Annotated in this window: 10 protein-coding genes; all 10 read right to left on the bottom strand. The window is 49.9% G+C overall.

Annotation, left to right across the window (positions count from 1 at the left end; genetic code table 11):
- Positions 1–311 precede the first annotated feature (311 nt).
- Positions 312–4,355, bottom strand: a complete 4,044-nt coding sequence (locus tag ACU52_RS11420; RefSeq protein WP_053398863.1) for a beta-d-glucuronidase/beta-L-arabinofuranosidase — start codon at positions 4,353–4,355, stop codon at positions 312–314.
- 18 nt (positions 4,356–4,373) lie between these two features.
- Entirely contained in the window at positions 4,374–7,016 is a 2,643-nt protein-coding gene (locus ACU52_RS11415; RefSeq protein WP_053398862.1) for an alpha-d-galacturonidase, read from the bottom strand.
- Complete coding sequence (locus ACU52_RS11410) at positions 7,013–9,094, bottom strand: alpha-L-rhamnosidase-related protein (RefSeq protein WP_053398861.1); 2,082 nt, start codon at positions 9,092–9,094, stop codon at positions 7,013–7,015. Before ACU52_RS11410 ends, ACU52_RS11415 begins: the two co-directional genes overlap by 4 nt.
- Positions 9,078–10,454, bottom strand: a complete 1,377-nt coding sequence (locus ACU52_RS11405) for an MFS transporter (RefSeq protein WP_053398860.1) — start codon at positions 10,452–10,454, stop codon at positions 9,078–9,080. Before ACU52_RS11405 ends, ACU52_RS11410 begins: the two co-directional genes overlap by 17 nt.
- Before the next feature lie 70 nt (positions 10,455–10,524).
- Complete coding sequence (locus ACU52_RS11400; protein WP_053398859.1) at positions 10,525–12,285, bottom strand: right-handed parallel beta-helix repeat-containing protein; 1,761 nt, start codon at positions 12,283–12,285, stop codon at positions 10,525–10,527.
- A complete protein-coding gene (locus tag ACU52_RS11395) occupies positions 12,264–14,345 on the bottom strand; it encodes an aceric acid hydrolase (protein WP_053398858.1) in 2,082 nt (693 codons plus the stop codon). Before ACU52_RS11395 ends, ACU52_RS11400 begins: the two co-directional genes overlap by 22 nt.
- Before the next feature lie 36 nt (positions 14,346–14,381).
- Positions 14,382–15,047, bottom strand: coding sequence for a DUF3826 domain-containing protein (locus ACU52_RS11390; RefSeq protein ID WP_053398857.1), 666 nt, complete (start codon positions 15,045–15,047; stop codon positions 14,382–14,384).
- Complete coding sequence (locus ACU52_RS11385) at positions 15,044–15,910, bottom strand: sugar phosphate isomerase/epimerase family protein (protein ID WP_053398856.1); 867 nt, start codon at positions 15,908–15,910, stop codon at positions 15,044–15,046. The genes ACU52_RS11390 and ACU52_RS11385 overlap by 4 nt, the downstream gene beginning before the upstream one ends.
- A 450-nt stretch (positions 15,911–16,360) precedes the next feature.
- Positions 16,361–18,307, bottom strand: a complete 1,947-nt coding sequence (locus tag ACU52_RS11380) for a RagB/SusD family nutrient uptake outer membrane protein (protein WP_053398855.1) — start codon at positions 18,305–18,307, stop codon at positions 16,361–16,363.
- A 13-nt stretch (positions 18,308–18,320) separates the two neighbouring features.
- The coding region (locus tag ACU52_RS11375) for a SusC/RagA family TonB-linked outer membrane protein (protein ID WP_053398854.1) at positions 18,321–20,908 on the bottom strand (2,588 nt) is incomplete at its 5' end.

Genomic DNA, 20,908 nt, shown 5'->3' with positions numbered 1-20,908 from the left:
TCTTTTATGTTATTTTTCAGGGTTTCGGTGCATCGTTGTCATGCGTCCTTGTCATGTATCTTTCCTTTTAAGTTTTGCGATACATGTCAGCCGTTTTGTAAAAGGCGTCCTTTTGCACCCTAAAAGGTATGCTTTTACCGTCTAAAAGGGCATCTTTTGCAGTCTAAAAGACGGCCTTTTGCAACGTGTTGAAAATCAGTGCGTTGTGCATCCGATTAAAAACGTTGCTGCCGCAACGGCAAAACAGCCCTTCAACAGCAGTAGGGCCGTATGCCGTGGCGGCTTGAGTTGGCAGCCGGCAGAGCCGGTCTTTATTCGATAGTCAGTTTGTCAAACAACATTTTCTCAATGCCTTCGCCGCTCAGTGTCACTATGTAGCTGCCGGCATTGGTCTGCGAGCCGGTGGTGATGCTGGTGTTGCGCCTCTTGGTTTTCTTTTCAGGCGTCTTTACAAACGTTATGTCGTCTTCCTTATACACCACGCCGTTGAGGTCGGTTATCTTCACGTGCAGCGTGCGCTCGGCCTCGGGGTTGTAGTAGCGGAAGCGCAGGGCATAAACCTTTGCCACACCTACGTTGTAGTTCCATGTCATCACTCCGTTGTTTATCATTCCCTCCACGCTTATCGAGCTGTTGCTGCGCGGCGGCAGCAGGCTGTCGGGCGTGTTGGTGAGTATGTCGCTGTCAAAGTTTTTCCACATCTCCGGCTCGTTCTCCTCGGGATAGTCGGCAGCCGCAGTAGAGTCTGTTGTGGCTATGGCTATGGCCGATATTATGGCCTGTCCGGCGTTCACCTTGGGGAAGTTGATGTTTATGCGGTAGTCAGAGTTGTGTATGTTCACCACGCGCTTGTATGGCTTGGCATATCTTGCCTGTGCCCAGAGGTCGAGGTTTCTGATATACGTGCTGTCGTTGATGCCCACGTCAAACAGGCGCAGACCTTCGCAGTCGGTTGTCTCGCTTGCGCCTGCTCCATACCACGGCTCAATGAAATAGAGCTCTATGCGGTAGTTGCCCGGCTTGGCGGGGAAGCTGTATGACAGTTCGTGGCGGCCGAAGCGCGATGTGCGGAACAGAGGCGACACGGCAAGGCCGTTGTTGCATGTCTGGCTGGCCTGATACGGACTGGCCTCCTTGGGGAACTTGCTGCCCCATGATTTAGACCATTTTGTGTTGTCCTGCATCCACACCGTGCCGAACTTGTCGGTGTAAGAGTCGCCGCCGCAGTTGATGTTGTAAAGATAGTTGTAGCCTTTCAGTGGTTTCAGCATGCTTTCGTCCCAGTCCTTGTATGACGGCAGGGCTATCGAGTCTTCTGCCACGGCCTTGCCGTTGTGATAAGCCGTAGCCTTGATGATGTCGCCGTCGAGGCTTATGCCAGACCATCTGAAGAGCGACGTCGTGTCGGCCTTCACCTTTGTTTCGGCCCACTTGCCGCAGCTAAGTCTTACAGAGTCGCAGTTGCTGTAGACGCGCACGCTGTCTTCAGAGATGTTAGGCACGATATATACGGTCTGTTCGTCGTCGGCCTTGACATAGCGCGACTTATACATATAGAAGGCGTCTGTAGGCTGCTCCCATGTGGTGAAGAGTCCTTTGTGGTTAAACGGACCCACCTTGTCGATGCGTCGCAGGCCCTCGTCGGGCTGACGGCGGCCGGGGTTGTCGTGGCTCTGCAGCACCCAGAGGAACTGTCCGCATACGCTGTCTTTTACGCTCTCGGCCAGCTGTGCCTTGCGCTCCAGTATGTCGCAGAATTTCTCCTCGGTGTATCTTTCGCCCGTATGGTTGCCCACGGTGCGCCATGCGCCATATTCGCCGTTGAGCAGCTGGTCGGGCTGTTTCAGCTCGTTGCCGTAGTTTTCAATCTTTCCTCCGTAGGTTCCGCTCCAGTTCTGCACCACGTTCCAGTCTGTACCTTCGCCTCCGTTGCATGTCGTTATCAGGCGCATGGTGCCGCATGTCGGGTCGAGCTTGCGTATTATGTCAGAACATTCCTTGGCAAAGTCGGCCGGCAGGGTGCTTTCGTTCTGCAGTCCCCACAGTATTATCGACGGCGAGTTGCGGCGCTCCTTCACCCATTGGATAAGATGGCGCTTGAAGCTCTCTCTGAACTGAGGCGTGTCATACCATATATGGGCTGAGAACTGCGGCCACCACAGCAGTCCCTCCTTGTCGATAAGCTCCTGATATCTGAGGTTGTGCGGCTGATGGGCGTCTCTGAAGGCGTTGAATCCGGCGCTCTTCACCTCCTTTATGCGTGCGTCTATCTGCCTGTCGGAGAAAGCGTGGCTCTGTCCGAACATGTGTTCGTATTCGCATACGCCGTTGATAAACACGGGCTTGCCGTTCAGATAGAAGCGCTGATCGCCGTCGTTGCGTGTCAGCGGCCAGCTTGCTGTCCTTACACCGAACGGAGTTACGAGGTCGTCGGTGGCCTTGTTGTTGCGCTTTATAATGCTGCTGAGCTTGTAGAGATAAGGCTTCTCTATGCTCCAAAGATTAGGATTGCTTATCGGAGCCGACTGTCTTATGGTCTTGGTCTCGCCCGGTTTCAGCGTTATGTTCTCTGTGAGGCGTATCACCTGCTTGCCGTTTTGCTCGCATATCTTGCTAGTCAGGCTTACAGAAGCGGTGTCAGTGCCGTAGTTGCGCACTTCTGTGTCTACGAATATACTGTCAGCCGTGGCATTGTTCCATACGTGCACGCCGAAGGGTTCTATCCTCACCTTGTCTGTTATTTCAAGTACCACGGGGCGGTAAATGCCGAACGGCTGTGAACCTTCGCTGAAGCCCCATTCAGAGCTGCATCCGCCGCACACCCACGGCATGTCGGTTATGCCCTTCGGATGGTTCACCCTTACTTCAAGCTGGTTTTCGTCGCCCTTGCGTACATATTTTGTTATATCAATGGTTTTGGTCGTGCGGCCAATGTCGTAGGTGCCTATTTTCTTGCCGTTGAGCGTCACTTCGGCGTATGTTCCTACGCCCTCAAAGCGCAGGAAGTATTCTTTGTCCTCCATGTTGGGCGCAAGGAAAAACTTCTTGAAGTCGGCTCTGCCGTGCAGGTTGCCGTGCTCTTTCTGCAGCGCGCCGTAATAGTCGTCAAGATTGTAGGGTATGTCGGTTCTGAACTTGTTGCGGCCGTAGCTCACTTCCCAGTTGTCGTTGAGCGACGTTATAAAGCGCTTGCCCGTTGCGTTGGGCTTGGGGAAGCTGACTTCGCTCTGTCCCATGGGCTTGCTTGTTGCCAGGGCGATGCCTCGCTGTTCAGAGTTGTTTACGGCACAATAGAAGTGATATACCACGCCGTTATGGTAGATCACGGAGCTCTTGTGAGCGAACATCTCGTCGTAAGACTTCGACGGCACAATGAGGTCTTCACCCTTCCAGTCGGTCCAGTGAATCATGTCGTAGCTGGCCGCGAAGGTGTTGAACGCGTTATATTCGCGTGTAGGGTTGAAGGCCGAGAAGTAGAACATTACATATAGGTTGCCCATCTTCACTATCTGCGCGTCGCCGGTTATTGTTCCGTCGCTGTCGTGTGCGAATATGGGGTTGTCCTTGTATCTGTGCCACTTCCTCATGTCGTTCGAGAAGGCAATGCCTATGCGTTCGCCTTTTGGATGAGTGGCGTCTTTTCCGCCGGCATTGTAGAACATCATGAACTGGTAGCCAAACTTCTTTTTGTCTACTCTGTACACCGTACTCTTGTATTGAGTCAGCTGCTCCCACCATTGGGCATTCTTGTCGTCATACGACAGTATGGGCTTCTTGTAGGTTTCCCACAGGTGCGCCTTGGTGATGTCCTCTTTGGTTGAGGCCAGACCTATGCTCAGCGGAGCGTTCACGGCCTCGTAGCCGGTGCCCTGTCCGCCGATGTAAGTCATCCAATAGCGGTCCTTGAATTTCTCAATGTTGTAGCTGCCGCCCCATTCATAGTCGATAAGTGCCGGAAAACCGCCGCGCTGGTTCATGTCCCAGCCCTCGCTGCCGAATGCCAGTATGCGTCCGAGAGTGGTCCAGTGGAGCAGGTCGTCGCTCTTGGCAAGCCACGTCTCGTAGCCCCTTCCGTTCGTGCCGTTAGAGCCGTTGTAGCACACATAGGTCATATACCAGCTGTTGCCTTCTCTGAACACGGTGGGGCAGTCTATTTTCCGGTCGTTGCTTTCGGGAGCAACGACCAGACCATATTTATACGGAGTTCGTGCGGCTTCATACACCTTCTGCATCTCTTTCTGGCTCACGACAGTCTGCACAACGGGCTTTGCCTTTGCACGTCGTCTGCTGCGGCTCTGTGCGCTTGCGTCGGTGCATATCAGCAGCATCAAAACTAACAGGATGTTCTTTACCATTATTATTCTTCAGCAGTGTTATTTCATGAATAGCCAGTCTACCTCGTTGCTGCCGCCGTTGAGTTTGGCGTCTCTTATCTTGAGGTCTGTGGCTGTAAATCCGGCAACCATTATAATGCCCTTGGGCAGGTTTATCACGTGGCGTCCGGGGTTAAGATGATATGCATGAATGTTTACTATAGGCATGTTAGACATGCTTATGGCGTTGGTTATCAGCGCCTCAGCCTGTCCGAACTCATTGCCGGTGGCGTCGGTCTCGAGTTTTGGAGGACTGGCAAACTTGTTCTGGTCGTCGATGAAGAAGCCTACAAGCATCTTGACGGGCTTGCTGGTTTCAAACTCAACCTTGCCTCCCACGATGCGCGTTGTGTCGCGGTTGAGCACAAGAGCCTTGAGTCCTTCAAGTTCAGGAGCAAGCGAATCGATAGCCTCGTCGCGGTTTTCAAACAGCTTGGCGCCCTTGGTCAGCGTAACGGTCTTGTAGTTGCTTATCAGTTTTACGTCAGCATTTACGGCCTTGGGATATTTCTCGTTCTTGCTGTTAGCATCATCCGGAGAAGTAAGTTTCACGATGTTGCTCTTCAGACTGTTAAGCTCGTCCTCATAAACAGGAATCATCTCTTCCCATGTCTTGAACTTGCCTCCGTCACCGCCTACAGGTATGCGGCGCTGTGAGGTCTGCATGCTGTTGGCATAGAGATATGTGTCCTTTGTTCTCTCGGCCAGTTTCTTGTAGTATTCGTTACTCTTCTCGAGCAGCGGAACGGCCTTTTTCAGGTATTCTACATCCTTGCTCCACTTGTAGTTGAGCACCTGTTGTGCGCCGAGAACCTTGTATTTAAACGAATATGCAAACTCTTTGTAGCACTCCATGTCGTTCACAAGACGCTCAAACTCGTCTTTGTTCTTTGTAATCTTGTCGCTGAGATTGCTTATTGCTGCCACAGCTTTGTCGCCGTGTTCAACACACTGGTCTACTATGTCTAGCGGAAGTTCGCCCACGTGCTTTTCGTGCTTCCATTCTTTCTCAACATATTCAATGAGCTTTTCGCCGGCAGGGCCACAGCTCTGGTAGAACTCCTCATAAACCGTATACTTATAAGGATTTACGAGCTGGCTGGCTTTCATGCCGAGCAACAGACACTGGCGGTTGCCCTCTGTGATGCCGAATCGGCGTATAAGTTTAGGTGCAATCTCGCCGCTTTCGTCATAAGCCTTGAGAATATGTCTTGCAGTGAGTGTGTCTGTGCCGTAATAGTCTGCCAGAACCTTCTGCCAATACACATTGTCATTGTCTCTCTGGCTCTTCCATGCGTAGCGTCCCCATGCCGAATACCACATCCAGTCGCGGTCTATCTGCAGCTGACGCTCACCGTTGGGGAGCTTGTCGGCTGTGTAAGGCCAGTCCCAGTAGTTTGCCTGAGGATAAAGGTGCAGACCGTTTGCGCCATGAACTCTGTGCATGGCTTTCACCGCCTTGTCGACAAAGGCTGGCGAGCTCCATCTCCACGGCTCGAGGTTGGCAAGAATATGCACGTTGCTTATGTGTATCGGAGCCACGCTGCTGAGCTGTCTCTGAGTCTCTCCCCATGGGCCTCCCGGCTCATATGTGGTGAGCGATTCGCCCGTATATTTTGTCATTGTGTAAATGTTCTTGTAGAGCGGAAGCGACTCACGCAACACGCGTGGACCGTCTGTATCGTGCGAACGCAGGATGATAGGCGGCTCATCTGTTCTGCCAGACGCTTTCAGACCGTCCTTAATGCCCGGTATGATGGTATTTTTCATCCATTCAACGTCGTCTTCTATCGTAGCCATAGCTTCGCCGAGGCATACAAGGAAGCCCACATTTGGGTATTTCTGGATGAAGGCCGAAATGCTCTTGCGTGTGTAATCGCTGATAAGCGGAGTGATGGGGCGGTTGCGGTCCTGTGTGGCGATGCCGTAATGGTCGGCAAAGGGTTTCGACAGAATGATGTTGTAGAACATCTGTATTACACGTATACCGCGCTTTGCAGCCTCTGTTGTAAGGAAGGAGAACATCTCCTGGTTCTTAGCCATTGTGGCATCGTCAACTTCGGCGGCAAAAGGATAGTCTTCAAGTTTTACAAGTGAAGCAAACGGATGACCGTTCCACAGGAACACGGCGTTCATGTTGTCTGCTGCGAGCATGTCGAGATATTTTATCCACAGCTCCTTGTCGTAGAACCAAGGGAAGTTCTCGGGTGTGTAAGGATATTCGTAAACTTTGTGCCCTGGCAGGTATACTGTCTTCTGAAGGCCCACGCATGCTCCGCGTATTTTCATTTCGGGTGCGTCAACAATGATTGTGGGTATTTCCAGGTTGCCGTTGAGCTTATAATACTCGAGCAGTCGGTTAGCGCCATATATGGCACCCGACGCGTCGTTGCCGATGATGTTTATTGTCTTGCCTTTTCTCTTTATTGTGAATCCTTCCTGCGGCAGGTCGGCCGGATTTTCGGCCACACCGATTTTAATCTTGTATCCCTTTTGCATTGAAGGCACATAACTGTTGATCAGAGATGCCGCATACTCCGTCTGCGGCACTGCCGGGTTATGTTCAACTTTCGTTACAGAGGTTCCACAACTCGATAATGCTATCACCAGTCCTGATGCAATTATGCTTCGAATGTTTCTCATAATTTAATTGTAATTTCTTTTCCTGATGGTATTTCTATGTTTCTTTTTCCGTTTTCCAATATAAGTGTTCCATGGCCGCCGTCACTCTTTACAGTAACCGAATTGCTGTCCATTTTCACGTAGATGGAGCCGAACGGAGCCGGCACGGTGCCTTCCATCCATTCGAGTCCGCCGAGAGCCGGTTCGACGGTATATTCCTCATAGCCGGGCTTTGTGGGCTTCACGCCGAGATAATATTTGCCGAGCAGATATATCGGGCTTGCTCCCCATGCGTGGCAGAGACTCTTGCCGTATGGGCGGCCATACATCGCCAGTTTCTCGGTTCCGTGTTCGTCAGGGTTGTATTTCTCCCAGAATGATGTTGCACCTTCCTTGAGCATGCCTCCCCAATAGTCTTTTATCTCTTTCATAACCTTGTCCTGCTCGTTCAGCATGCACAGGGCTTCAAGTTCGTAGAAGCGCATGTAGGGTGTTGTTATTCTGAGAACGTCCTCGTTGAGGATTACAGAATTCTTCACGGTCTGCTGTCTTTTCTCGTCAAGATAGCCGAATATTATGGCGAACATGTTGGGGTAGCGGAACACGTCTTCGCTCTGCTTTCCGTTAAGACGGTTGTGTACGAGTGCCTGTTTATCGTCGTTCCAGAAGAACTGCATCAGTTTGTTGCCAAGTTCGTCGGCTTTTTCCTGATATGCGTTTCCTTCCTCGTCGTTGCCGGTAAGTTTGGCCACGGCAGCAATAGCCTCAAGAGACTTTCTGAAAAGAATCTGCTCAAAGGCGAGCTGTCCGTGCTTGTCCATGGGTTTGTCTGCCCAATCGACGAACACCCAGTCGCCGTCCATGCCCTCAACCATACCGTCTTCGTCTGTTCTGCCGAGCACGTAGTCCATGTAGGTCTTCATCGTAGGATATATCTGCGTTAGGAAATGGCGGTCGCCACTGTACAGATAATAGTCGTATACAGAGTTAAACCAGAAGAAGGTGTAGTCCATTATGGTGTTTATGTGGCTAGTTATAGGAGCCTTGCCTGCAAGCAGCCATGTGGTTCGTTTCACCATGTCGTTGTCATTGAACAGATAGTAGTTCATCAGATAGCTCTGTGTTGCATCGCCGCTCCACACCCATCTGTCGCGCTTTATGCCGTCAATGAAAAACTCGCGTGTGGTTAGCTGCATTGTGTATGCGCCGATTTCCCATATTCTGTTAAGTTCTTCATCGTTGCATCTGAACGTTCCTTTCTCTTCTTCGGGCATAAATTCATAGTCCATGCTTACGCCGCTTAGAGAGCATCCTTCTGTCTCAACGCAGATAAACCTGAATGCCTTGCTGTTGCCGAGCACGTATTCGTCAGCGAGTTCTGTTGTCTGGTTTGTAGCCAAATCAGTTACTACGCCATTGCATACTTCAAGTTTGTCGAGTGTTTCGCAGTGGTATTTGTCCGTGGCTTCTTCCTTGCTCTCGCCGTAGTAGATGTTTATCGTGCCGTTGCCTTTTATGCCTTTCAGTATGGCATAGCCGAAAGTCTCTTTTCCGAAGTCGTATACGTTGCCGTCGGCAGCCACGGCTTCATGGCGTTCGCGCTCAAGTTTAAACTGTGACGGGCGCTGTTCTATGTTGTCAAAGTTATAGAATCCTGCCGGCATATATACGGTAGATGACGTGTCGCTGGCCTTGCCGCTCTCGTCAATCCACTCTTTGTCCTCAAATGTTACGTTCCATGTGCTGTCAGTCTTCACCGTCTTTCCGTCAACATAAAGTGCCGGCGGGGTGCATTGGTTGTGCACCTTGATGTTTATGCGGTGCTTTCCTGCAGCCAAAGTAATTTTCTTGGGCATGCCGAAAAGCATCTTTCCGTCAATCTTTATGTTGTAAGAGCCTTCGGCCTCGATCTTCAGTTCTTCGTCTTCTGTAAGGTCAACGGCCTTGCTGAACTCTACGGTTACATAGTGACTGTCCTGTTTCCAGAACGGCGGAAAATACGCACCGCGGTCTGTGCGGCGGTTGTTCATCTTGTTGCCGAGCCATATCTCATAGTCGCCCGGATACCATATCCATGTTGCTTTATATGTTGTCGCCATATCTTTCTTTTGTTATTTGTTCAAGTGTTTTGCCCTGTGTCTTAGGTGCCCATACCGTGCCTATGATGAGGGATATTATGAAGAATGCCATCATTATATATCCTGCGATGGTGAAGCCTTCGCCGTTCTTGCCGTAGATGTGAACAAAGTAGAGTCCCCATACGGCTGATACGCCTCTTACGATGAAGAACATGATGCCCTGTGCCGCTGCCCTGTATTTGGCAGGGAACAGCTCTGATGCCCATAGAGCATAGAATGTCTGTACGGATATTCCGGCCTGGATTGCCCACAAAAGTGTGAACACAACGAGACCTGTCATGCTGGTGATGCCTATAGTTACAATAATCAACCAAGCCAAAACACCCATGCTTACGCCTATTGCAAAGAGCATGCGCTGGTTGACACGGTCGATAATCAGCGAGCAGACAAATGTCATGATGATGATGACCACCCACTGTCCGGCAGCAAACATGTTTGCCATCTCATTGCTTAGACCGCCTGCCGTCTCATATATGTGCGGCTGGAAGAAACCCATGACAGAACATACAAGGTTCCATGTGAGATACATTCCTGCCAAGAACAGCATAGAACGCACGCAAACCTTGTTTGAGAAGAGTTCGCCAAATGAAGAGAACACTCCGTGTTTCTTTGTGTCGTCCTTTGCTTCAGCAGCCTTTGCAGCTTTCCATTCTGCACTTTCGTCGAGGCGGCGTTGCAGCTGCCATGCTATGAATGCAACGATGAAGAGAGATGCGAACACGATGCGTGAACTGAACACGTTTAGTGCCGCGCCCTGTGCCTCGCCGCCTGTTATGAGGTTGGCCACGTATTCAACAAAAGGAAACAGCATTCCTCCGGTGTCGCCTGCTCCTCCTGTTGCCGGTGCCAGCAATGTTCCGATGATAAGAATGATAAGAGGGCCGATGCCCCATGCCATCTGTGATATGCAGATGTTGCGTCCGCGGTTTGCCGTCTCAGAACTTTCTGAAATATAAGTCCATGATGCCGGTACGCCTACGCCGACAGATATACCTGTTACGAGAAAGCCTAAAAGCAGAATGGGGAAGTTGACGGCCAGCATGATTATTGCCACGCCGAGCATATACACAAGCATGTTATATGTGTAGATGGCTTTGCGTCCGTATTTGTCTGCGAGAAATCCTCCAATAATTGCTCCTATTGCTGCACCGAGGCAGTTGGCGCTTATGGCGTTGAGCCATCCTAAATGAGATTCGCTAAGGTCGAGATAATTCTGCCAAAGCGTCAGGCCGCTGGCTCCGGCCACTATTGCTCCCGCGTCGAGATAGTTTGTCAGCGACACGGCTATGGTGCTTTTTAAGCTTCCTTTACTTTTTCCCATATTATTAGATTTGTAAATAGATTCGTTTATTTGTTTTACTGATTAATTCGTTTAAAGGTATTATGGCCTGTTATTCAGCCATAATACCTGCATTTGCCTTTATGCTGTCGGCCACGTTCGGGCCGTTGTTCTCCCATGTGTTGCCGGGTCCGTTGGCGTTTTTCAGATATTTCTCGCTCGGAGTCCAGTTGTTTCTTACGGTTATGTAAGAAGAGCCTTCGTCAGTATACAGATAGAACCAGTGGTTCGGGTCGTGTGCATAGCTCGGCGAGTAGATGTCTCTCACCACATTTTCTTCGATAAACGAGTGAGGCTGAGAGCCGAGAGTGTAGATTCCGGCTGTATCATACATGTGCTTGGCATAATGATGGATGAGGTTGCCTTTAATCAGGTTGTTAGACATAGAGCATACTTGCTGATTCCAGCCCCATCCCATGCTGATGCCTGTGTATGACACTTCGCTGATTTCGTTATGGCATATCTTTATGTCTTTCACAAAACCAGCACCTATGCCCACGCATCCCCAGTCTTCGTTCGACACGTCTGTTATGAGGTTATTGGTTATGTTCAGGTCTGTGCATATAATCCTGCGGTCTGACGGATCATAAGGAAGATGGGCCTCGTGAGCCTCCGGACCGAAGCTTCCGGCCAAAATGCCGTTGCCTCCCATGTCGCTGAACTTGCAGCGGTCAACGGTTCCACCTTTTATATATGTATGATAGTCGAGACCTGTTGACGCATTGTGCTCAAAGCTGCACTTTGTGAATGATACGTTTTCGGCACAGTTGAGGCTGACTGCCGCTGCCGGACGGCCCACCCATCCCTGGTTGTCGAGCTTGTGGTCGCCGTTGGGACGTATCATCTTCGGTCTGAGCTTGTAGGCCTCAGTCATGTACATACCGGCCTGAAGTGGGGCGTGTCCGCTTATAGACGGGCGCATCCATGTTGCATAGCTAAATGTTATGCCTTCAAAAGTTACGTCTTTTACGGGATTGTCGGGCGTGCCTTCCACTTTCAACAGAGTTCCCACTGCAGGCACAATCACCTCGGCCGTGTTCATGTTTTCGCCTTTGCGGGGAATGTAGTACAGCTTAGATGCTTTGGCATCGAGATACCATTCGCCTTCGCTGTCAAGCAGTTCCTTAGCGTTGGTGAGGTAGAAGGCCGAGTTGCGCCCGTCTGATGTAACCATTGGCGATGGCCAAGGGTGCATGAAGTGGATGTGACTTTCGGGCTGATGGAATGTCACGGCAGCGCTGTCGCCGGCTATCTTAACCGACTTTATGCGCAGGTTGGCCACACACCACATTTCGTGAAGCACCATTTCAGCATATTTGGCGTTCACTATTTTCTTTACGGCCTTTGCCGGCACATATATTGTTTCTTTTGCCTTGTCGAGACTTCTTATTCTGAACATGTCGCTGAAGTCTTCAACGTCACGTGCGCGTATGGCTTTCTTGCCGTTTACCCACATCTGTCTGAACTCTAGCGGACGGCCGTTGAAGTCGGGTACGTCGGCCACGTACATCTTGCCTTGTTTGTGCCAGTTGGTTATCTTTACGCCACCGCTTATCGTCACATTGCCGTCGGCAACAATGCGTGTGCCGTTGTCTTCGGGTCTTACAATGATGGGCTGATTAAGGCTGTATGTGCCTTCCGCCAGGCGTATGGTTATGTCCTTTGCGTTGTTCAGGCGTCTTTCTTCTCTAGCCTGCTGCAAGGCTTTCTCTATAGCATATGCGCCCGGCTTGACAATCAAGTCGGTCGCATAGATGTTTATTCCGGCAAAAGCTGCGGATATTAGTGTTATTAATATTCTGCGGGTATCCATACTGTCATTTCGCTCTTGCCTCTGTTACCCCATGCATAATAGGGTATAAGGCGTATTTTCACTTTATTCTTGTCTTTGCTCACTTCTCTGTAAAGAGTGTTGTTCCATGACTTCTCGCTGCGGTTTACGGCTTCTGTCTCAAGCGCCATGATGCGGCTTCCTTCTATGTTTGTCTCTACGGGCACAAACTTTGCGTCTACCGGTATGGCTATGTTGTCAATGTCAACGCCGTTGAGGTCGTTGCTCTCGAGACAGTATATAATAGGTCCGCGCTGTACGGCCACCTGGCCGCGGCACTCTTCAACCAGCGGATTTGCCTCAACGAGCTTTGTCTCCATAGGCATTTCGAGTCTTACAACGTCGCCTTTTTTCCATGTGCGTGTAACAGCTGCATACGATTCGCTCTTGATGTCAGTGTTGACAGGTTCGCCGTTTACTGTTATCTTGGCGTCATTGCACCATGCCGGAATTCTCAGCTTCAGCATGAAATCTTTTTTGCCTTTCAGCTTTGTCACGTTGAGGGCGATGCTTCCGTTCCACGGATAGTCGGTTTCCTGTGTTAGAGTTATTTCGCCTATTCCGTCAAGCTTTGTCGTGAGAGTGTTTGCGCCATACAGATTGACGTAAATCTCTTTTTTGCCTACGCTGTAAGCATAGTCCTGAGCCTCGCAGAGTGTGCGCAGCGTGTTCGGCGGACAGCAGAAACAGCTGATGTATTCTGTACGCTCTTTGGGCCAGCGCAGCTTATACGGCAGCTCATCTGACATTCTCAGCGGGTTGGTGTAGAAATATTTCTTACCGTCGAGACTTATGCCGCACAAAATGCTGTTGAACAGGCAGTTTTCCACCAGGTCAGTGTATTTTGCGTCTGCTGTGTTCTGGAACAGACGCCAGTTGAGCAGCATGTTGCCAATGTTGGCGCAGGTTTCGTTGTGTGCGGTAGAGTGGGGCAGCTGATATGGGCGGCCGTAGCTCTGGTGTACTTTTTGTATAAGGTCTGGCTTATATTCAGTACCGTCGGGCGAAGTGCCGTCATACAGTGCGCCGCAGGCTCCGTTGATATACATCTTGCGGTAGACGATGTCGTTCCATATTGAGTCGAGGTTTTTTTTCAGCTGTGCCTCGCCGTCCTCAACATAAAGGTCGGCAACGCCGGCATACAGATAGTTGGCTCTGACCGAATGTCCCATGGCATTGTACTGCTGGCGGAACGGTATGCGGTCCTGGTTGTCGTCTGTGCCGTTCTTTACGCTGTCGCGTATGTTTATCAGCTGTTTCGACAGCTCGAGATATTTCGGATTGCCTGTCTCACGGTAAATTTCGGTTATGGCCATATAGTGTGAGGGGCAGATTACTCCTTTCTCGAGTGCGTCGGCCGACGGATTCATGTAGAAGTCATACAGGCAGTCGGCAGCCTTTATCGCGCAGTCGAGCAGAGTGGTCTTGCCTGTTGCGCGGTGGTGGATAATTCCGGCAGTGATGAGATGTCCCAGATTGTAGGCCTCAAAGTTGAGCGGATTGCCGAAGCGGCCGTCCTTGCTTGTGCCTACTTTTGTGCCAATGGTCTCGTTCTCTTTCTCTTCGTCCTGAAGTGCCTTCTTGTTGATTTCAGCTATTACCACAGGTGTGTGCAGATAGCCGTCTGGACGCTGGGCCTTTGCTATAAGCTCTATCACGCGGTCCATTATCTTTTCAAGTTCAGGGTCTTTGTTGACTGCATATACCGCAGCTACGGCCTCGAGCCACTTATACATGTCGCCGTCGTGGAACGGAGGTCCATGACGCTTGCCTTTCTTCTCGCCGGCTGCAATCATGAAGTTGTTGTAACTGTGGCCTTTGTCTGACTTCCATGTCTCCCACATGCTCTGCAGCGAAGTGCCGCTGAACACGCCAAAGCGCTCACCCCAGAAGCCGCCTGTCCATTTTACGGCGCTTATAGGGGTGGAGTTTATTATGGCATACTTGCTGTTGCGTGTGTCTGTTATGCCATTCTGCTGTGCCATGACCGGTGTGGCTGCGGCTGCAGAAATCAGAATATTTATCAGAATAGATTTTTTCATTATATATCTTCGAGGTATAAATGTTTTTTAGATGCGTTACAGTGTGCCTCCGCGTGCCTTAACGCGTTTAGCCCATTCCTCACGCTCTTTCTGCAGATTATATCCGCGCTTGCTTAGGTAGTTGTTGATTCTTCCTTTGTATTTTCCGAAGGCTTCGTGCTTCTTCTTAGAGCTTTCTGCATCGATGGCATATTCGCGTGCTTCTTTAAGCCATGCCAGAATCTGCTTCTTCTCTTCATCTTTCAGAGTAGGAATCATGTCACACTGAGCGTCGTATGTAACCTTTACGACGTTGTAGGTCATCACGTCCTTAACTGTCTCAATCTGAGCATCGTCAAGGAACAAAGACAAGTCGGCAATAAATCCTGCATGTGAACGGTAAAGTTTCTGGTCTTTCTGACTTTCTGCGAAGTTCTGTGCGAGTTTCTTGTCGTCGCCGGCAAGTGAAGAAGCAACTTTCTTCAGGCTGTCTCTTTCTTCGTAAATGTCATTAAGAATAAAATATCTGTTTGCAACAATGTTTCTGACTTGTTCGCCCTTGTCTGTTCCGGTTATGTTCAGTGCGTCAGTTACTTTCTGCGCTCTTCCCAGAATGGTGTTAACATAGTTCTGGTCGCGGCCGTTAGAGTTTAACTGGATTGTTTGAGCGTAATTTGTTCCGAATGTTATAAGCGATACAAAAATAGTTAAAATTTTTTTCATTGCATTATCTCTTTTAAGTATTTAACATTTTCGCCATAGTTTTTCTTTACGTTGCGAACCTGATTTACGTCGCGGCTGCGCTCAACAAAGAGCCAGCCAGACCATCCTGCCTTGTCGAGGGCCTTTTTTATCTTTTTCATGTTCACAGCCTTGTCGTTTCTGAGCCATACACCGTCCGTGTTGCTTGCGTGTATGGCACAGATGCGGTCTTTGCCGAGTTTTTCTATCTCTTTTGCTATGTTTCTTTTGTTTTCTATAGCTGTCTGGAATTTGTAGAATATCTTAATTCCTTCTGAATTTATCTCATCAAGCAGCTTTATGTTGCCTTCTGCATCGAGCGGGGTGTCTATTCCGATCACTTTGCCGCGAGCTTTGGCCATCTCGCCTATTTCGTGCAGACGCCACACTATCTGCTGGCGCAGCGGCAGTGAGTCGGTCCAGTTGTTGCCGCATCCTCCAAGGGGCAGAAATGCCACGTTGGCTCCCATGGCGTCCATCGTGTTGAGACAGTCTTGTATCAGCCAGCGCCAACTCTCTTTCTTTGCAAAACTTTGTCCGTAGAAGCCGGACATTGCAACGGCTCCAACCTTTATGCCGAAACTGTCGGCCGTGTGGTTAAAGAGTTTCACCATCTTGGGGTCGCGCATCTTGTTGTCGAACGAGTTGCGCATGCCCAGGCCTCCCATGTCCATTTCTATGCCGTCGCATCCCAGTTCTTTGGCCAGCTTAAACTCGCCCAGTTTCTGGCGCTTCAGCACCATCCAGTCACACACTCCGATTTGATAGCGCTGTTGCGCTAAAACCGATTCAGGAACAATAATTCCTGCCGTTAATATTAATAATGTAATAAATAAACGTTTCATAATTATTTTACAGACGTGCCATGGCCTGTTTTGTACTATTTATTTGAGACCTATTTGTGATTGTGTTAGCCGTTAATAATGTTTTTCTACTTCATTTTTTGATAAACAAGGCAAAGTGACATTGAAGGCTCCATTATAATATTTTGTGTTGATAAAGTTTTTGTGTTATATGTTTCTATGTGCACGGTTCATTATCACAGATGCTTTTGTGTTTACATTGTGGCGGAATGGATTGTTGTGTTTCGTTTGTTGCAGGCTGCTTTTCCTGCCATAGGTTAATCTGTAGCTTTCAGTAAACGTGGGCGCCGGCATATTGCTGATGAAATGAAAAATAAAAGGAGATATGCCAACACGGCATATCTCCTTCCTAACTTTACCATAAATAAAAACCTGTAGAAACACTTTACCTGTTATGTAGTGCTTACATGCAGATTTGGGGATAAATACTCATCAATATCCAGGATTCTGGAATTCTGCCTTCTCTTCTTCTGTCATTTCCATAGCGTCGAGCTGGCTCTGTGGAATAGGACGAAGATAGTGCTCCTTATTGATGGTTCTTGTATATGTCTGTGGTGTAACGTCTGTAGCGTTCATGCCGGCGATTGTATAAGTGCCAGCGCGCTCAGCCCATGTCTGTGTACGAACGAGGTCGAACCAGCGGTGACCTTCGCCGAAGTATTCGCGGCTCAGCTCATCGAGAATGTAGTCGATTGTGATCTCCTGCGGAGTGGCATCTGTCATCTCTTTGCTGAAGTCGGCTACATAATAGTCGTTCTTTGCATTGCTGAAGCTCCATTTACCTGCACGTGCACGGATAACGTTTATCAGGTCGCGTGCTGAATAGCCCGGCTGTGTTGCTGCACCCTTAACTGCTGCCTCTGCTGCTGCGAAGTAGAGCTCAGAGAACTTCAGAATCGGGAACGGACGTGTGCTGGCTGCATTAGGCTGACCAACTGTTCCGTTGTTGTCTGTGCGATACGGACCAAGTTTCCACAGAATAGGATATTTCAGACGACTTATGGCTGAAGGACCAACTACATAGTCAGCGCGTCCCGGCAATATGCCGCCACCGACAGAGTTTTCGTTTACATATTCGATGTTAGGATCGTCATTGTCGATGAATGAGAGTACTGCATCGCCTACGCTGATAGGAAGTCCGTTGGCATTATAGGCTTGAGTAAGTGTTCCGTAGTTTGCCTGGTCGAGATTCCAGTTAGCGCGCAATACGGTTGTAAATGTACCGTCGTAACGAGAGTCATGAGTCTTGTCGGCAAAGATATTCTTAAACACTTCCTGTGTAGGAGCCATACGTGTCCATGGGCGTCCGAGGTCTTGAGTTGCAGCGCGGAGTACAGGAGTAAATGAAGCACCGTTGTCTGCTCTTTTGGCTGTCATGTTAGGATAGTTCCATGTAACCATCCAGCCTGCAAAGTTGTCAGGAGCGCTTCCGCTTCCGTAGCTGAGCGAACCGCCGTTGAACTCTTCGCTGTTTTCAGTGTGGTCAGCATAGAGCAGCATTTCGTTGTTGCGGTCGTTTGAACCTACGTTTACGTCATAGAATGTTGGCTGCAGTGCAAACGGGCCAGGGTTCTGTATTCCCTCGAGTGCAATGTCGTAAGCCTTCTGGAAATACCACTGTGCGTCGTGGCCGTCCGGGTCAACGCGGTCGCATACGGGGTATGTCGGGATGTCTTTTGGATTCTCAAGCCACCATCCGTATGTAAGATAAGCCTGAGCCAGCACCAGACGTGCAGCAGTCTTTGTAAGTCCGCCAGTTACGCGTCCTGTTTCCGGCAGATTGGTTACTGCTGTGATGAGGTCGGGGAATATGGCCTTTGTGTAAACCTCAGGCACTGTGTTGCGCTTTGAAACGCGAGAAGGAGATGTGTTGAACTTAAGTTCGCCTGCTCCGAGGTCGAGTGGCACACCGCCGAATGTCTGAACGAGGCGGAAGTAGTCGAATGCACGGAAGAATCTTGCCTCGCTGATAAGGCTTTCGTCCATGCCTGAAGCCATACCGTTCTCGATGATGCCGCTGGCAGAGTTGATGTATGTGAACACGTTGTTCCACAAAGCGTCTGCGCGGCATGACTGTGATGTCAGTGAGCCCACTCCTGAGAGGTCGGCATCCTTGAAGTTGCCGTCAGCGTCGTGGCCGTAGGTGTATTCGTCGGTACCTGTTTCGCAGATGTTGTAGTAGTAAGCGTATCCGTATGTGTCTCTCAGATGTGAATAGAGTGCGGTCAGACCGCCTTCTATTCCTTCTTCTGTTCCGAAGAAACTTGGATCGTACTTAGTACGAGGCTGCTCGTCAAGGATATCAGAGCATGAACCGAGCATCAGTAATCCTAACGATGCTATTCCGAGGTTCCTTATTTTTATTAAAAGCGTATTCATGGTTATTTGTTTTTTAGAAAGTCAGATTTATACCAAATAAGAAATTACGTGTGGCAGGAGTGTTATAGCCGACAACCGGAAGTTTGTGTGAGCCTGTGTAGCCTTCCATTGTTACAGCCATAGTGCTGTTATCGTTACTCATGGTATTTGTCTCCGGGTCAAGACCGCACTCGTTTGTGAACGGAGAGAACAGTACGAACGGATTCTGCACTGTGAAGTAAGCACGCAGCTTGCTGATGCCGAAGTTCTTGACAGCCTTCAGCTTGGCGAAGTCGTAGCCGAGAGTGATGGCACGTACTTTCAGATAGCCTGCATCGAAGTATCCGAGTGTGCTTCCGTACTTAGGATTGTCGCTTGACATTATACCACCCGGTTTCGGGTATTTTGCGTCAGTGTTGTCCTCTGTCCAGTAGTCAACGTCGATCTGTCCGCGACGTCCTGACAACATGTTGAGGTAACCGTTAGAAGAGTGGAGTGTACTGATGAGTGTACCGCCAATCTGGAATGCACCGATTACAGTGAAGTCGAAGCCTTTGTAGCCTACTGTTGTGTTGAAACCACCGATGAGGTCAGGTTCCATGTCGATAACCTGCATGTCTTCCTGGTTGATCTGACGTGTAGGAGTTCCGTCCTCGTTGTAGTCGCCAGTATATTCAACCTTGATCATACCTACGTTTCCGCCCGGTTCAAGAATGTTGAGATACGGGTCGCCTTCCTGCCACAAGCCAATCTTCTTGTAGTCGTAGATAACGTCGATAGGATGACCTACGAACCAGCGGTTGCCAACATCTTCAGTTGCACCTGAAGCAAGTTCAACAAGTTCGTTGTGGTTTACGTAGAAGTTTACGCCTGCATCCCATGTCCATCCGTTCTTGTTGTCGATGATGACACCGTTCAAGCTCATTTCGAATCCCTTGTTGCGTGTCTTACCGATGTTGGCCATATAGCTGCCCACACCTGATGTTGCCGGCAGAGATACGCTCAGCAGAAGGTCGTTGGTGTTCTGTACGTAGTACTCCATCGTACCGCTGAGTCGGCCGCCGAAGAGTGAGAAGTCAAGACCGAAGTTCCATGTAGATGAATACTCCCATCCGAGTTCCTCGTTAGGCAGTGTAGAAACATAGTATCCGCGGAGGAATCCTGTGCTTGCAGGACCGAAGTTGTAAGGACGTGTGCTGAGTGCGCCGAGTGTAGAATACGGGTCGATACTCTGGTTAGATGTTTCACCATAACCAACGCGCAGCTTCAGGTTGTCGAGCCAGTCGAACTTCTGCATGAACTTCTCGCGTGAGATGTTCCAACCTACTGATACGGCAGGATATGTGTGCCACTGATGACCTTTGGCCAGACGTGAAGAAGCGTCGGCACGTACTGCGGCAGAAATCATATACTTGTTGTCGTATGTATACATGATACGGCCCATCCATGACATAAGTCCGCTCTGCCAGTAGTTCTGGTTGTTGGGATTGACAGAAACCTCGTCTGTTGCAGAACCGATGTTGTAATACTGGAAGTATTCAGCCGGGATGCCGCGGCCTGACATGTATGTACGCTCGAATGTAGTCTGCTCGGCAGAGTAGAGGCCTGTGAAGTTAACGTGGTGCTTCTCAGCAAATGTGCGGTCGTAAGTCAAGAGGTTTTCAACAACCCAGTTTCTTGTTACGTCCTGCTGTACAGAAGCACTGTTGATGGCGTCGGGGTTGGTGTTGTTTACACCTGTGCCTGTGAACACACCGTTCTTTGCTGTACGGTAGTTCAAACCTACGTTTACGCGATAGCTCAGGCCCTCGATCCACGGACATTTAACTTCAGCGAACATGGTGTTGTATGAACCAAGACCCTTGTCCTCGTTGAGCCATACGTCCTTAAGGTCTTCAGCTACGCTCTTTGTCAGCACGAATGTCTCATCGAGAGGCATGCGCACCGTGCGCTTCAGGTTGCCGTTCTCATCATAAGGAGATGCAAGAGGGCTCATAGACAGCACGTTGTAGATGCTGATGTTGCTGCCCTTTGTCTCGCGGTAGCTGGTGTTGGTAGAAAGACCGAAGCGGAAATACTTGCCCACGCTCTGGTCGAAGTTACCTCTGATAGATATACGGTCGTAGCCCTGTGTCGGGATGACAGCCTCGTCGTGATAGTAGCCTGCGCCGAAGCTGTAGCTTCCGCCCTGAGTTCCGCCCTGTATGCTTACGTCGTGGCTGTGGGTGATACCTGTGCGGTAGAACAGATCCTGCCAGTCGGTGTCTGTGTCGTCGCTCTCGTCGAGAGAGTTTGTATACAGGCCGGCATACTTACGCATCTCGGCATATTTCTTTCCGTTCATCATAGGATATTTGTGGAACACGGTCTTGAAACCGATGTATGCGTTGTAGCTTACCTTGGCAGGTGAGCCCTGCATACCCTTTACGGTTGTGATGAGGATAACACCGTTGGCACCGCGGCTACCATAGATGGCTGTTGCCGAAGCGTCCTTCAGAATATCCATCGACTTGATGTCGCCCGGATTGATATCAGAGAGCTGACCCATGAACGGAATACCGTCGAGCACAATCAGCGGGTCGTTGCTGGCGTTGAGCGAGCGCTGACCGCGGATACGGATCC

It is taken from the genome of Xylanibacter rarus (assembly GCF_001275135.1).
GTDB classification, from domain to species: domain Bacteria; phylum Bacteroidota; class Bacteroidia; order Bacteroidales; family Bacteroidaceae; genus Prevotella; species Prevotella rara.
Note: the sequence above shows the minus strand (reverse complement) of the source record. Positions and strands in the feature narration are given on the sequence as shown.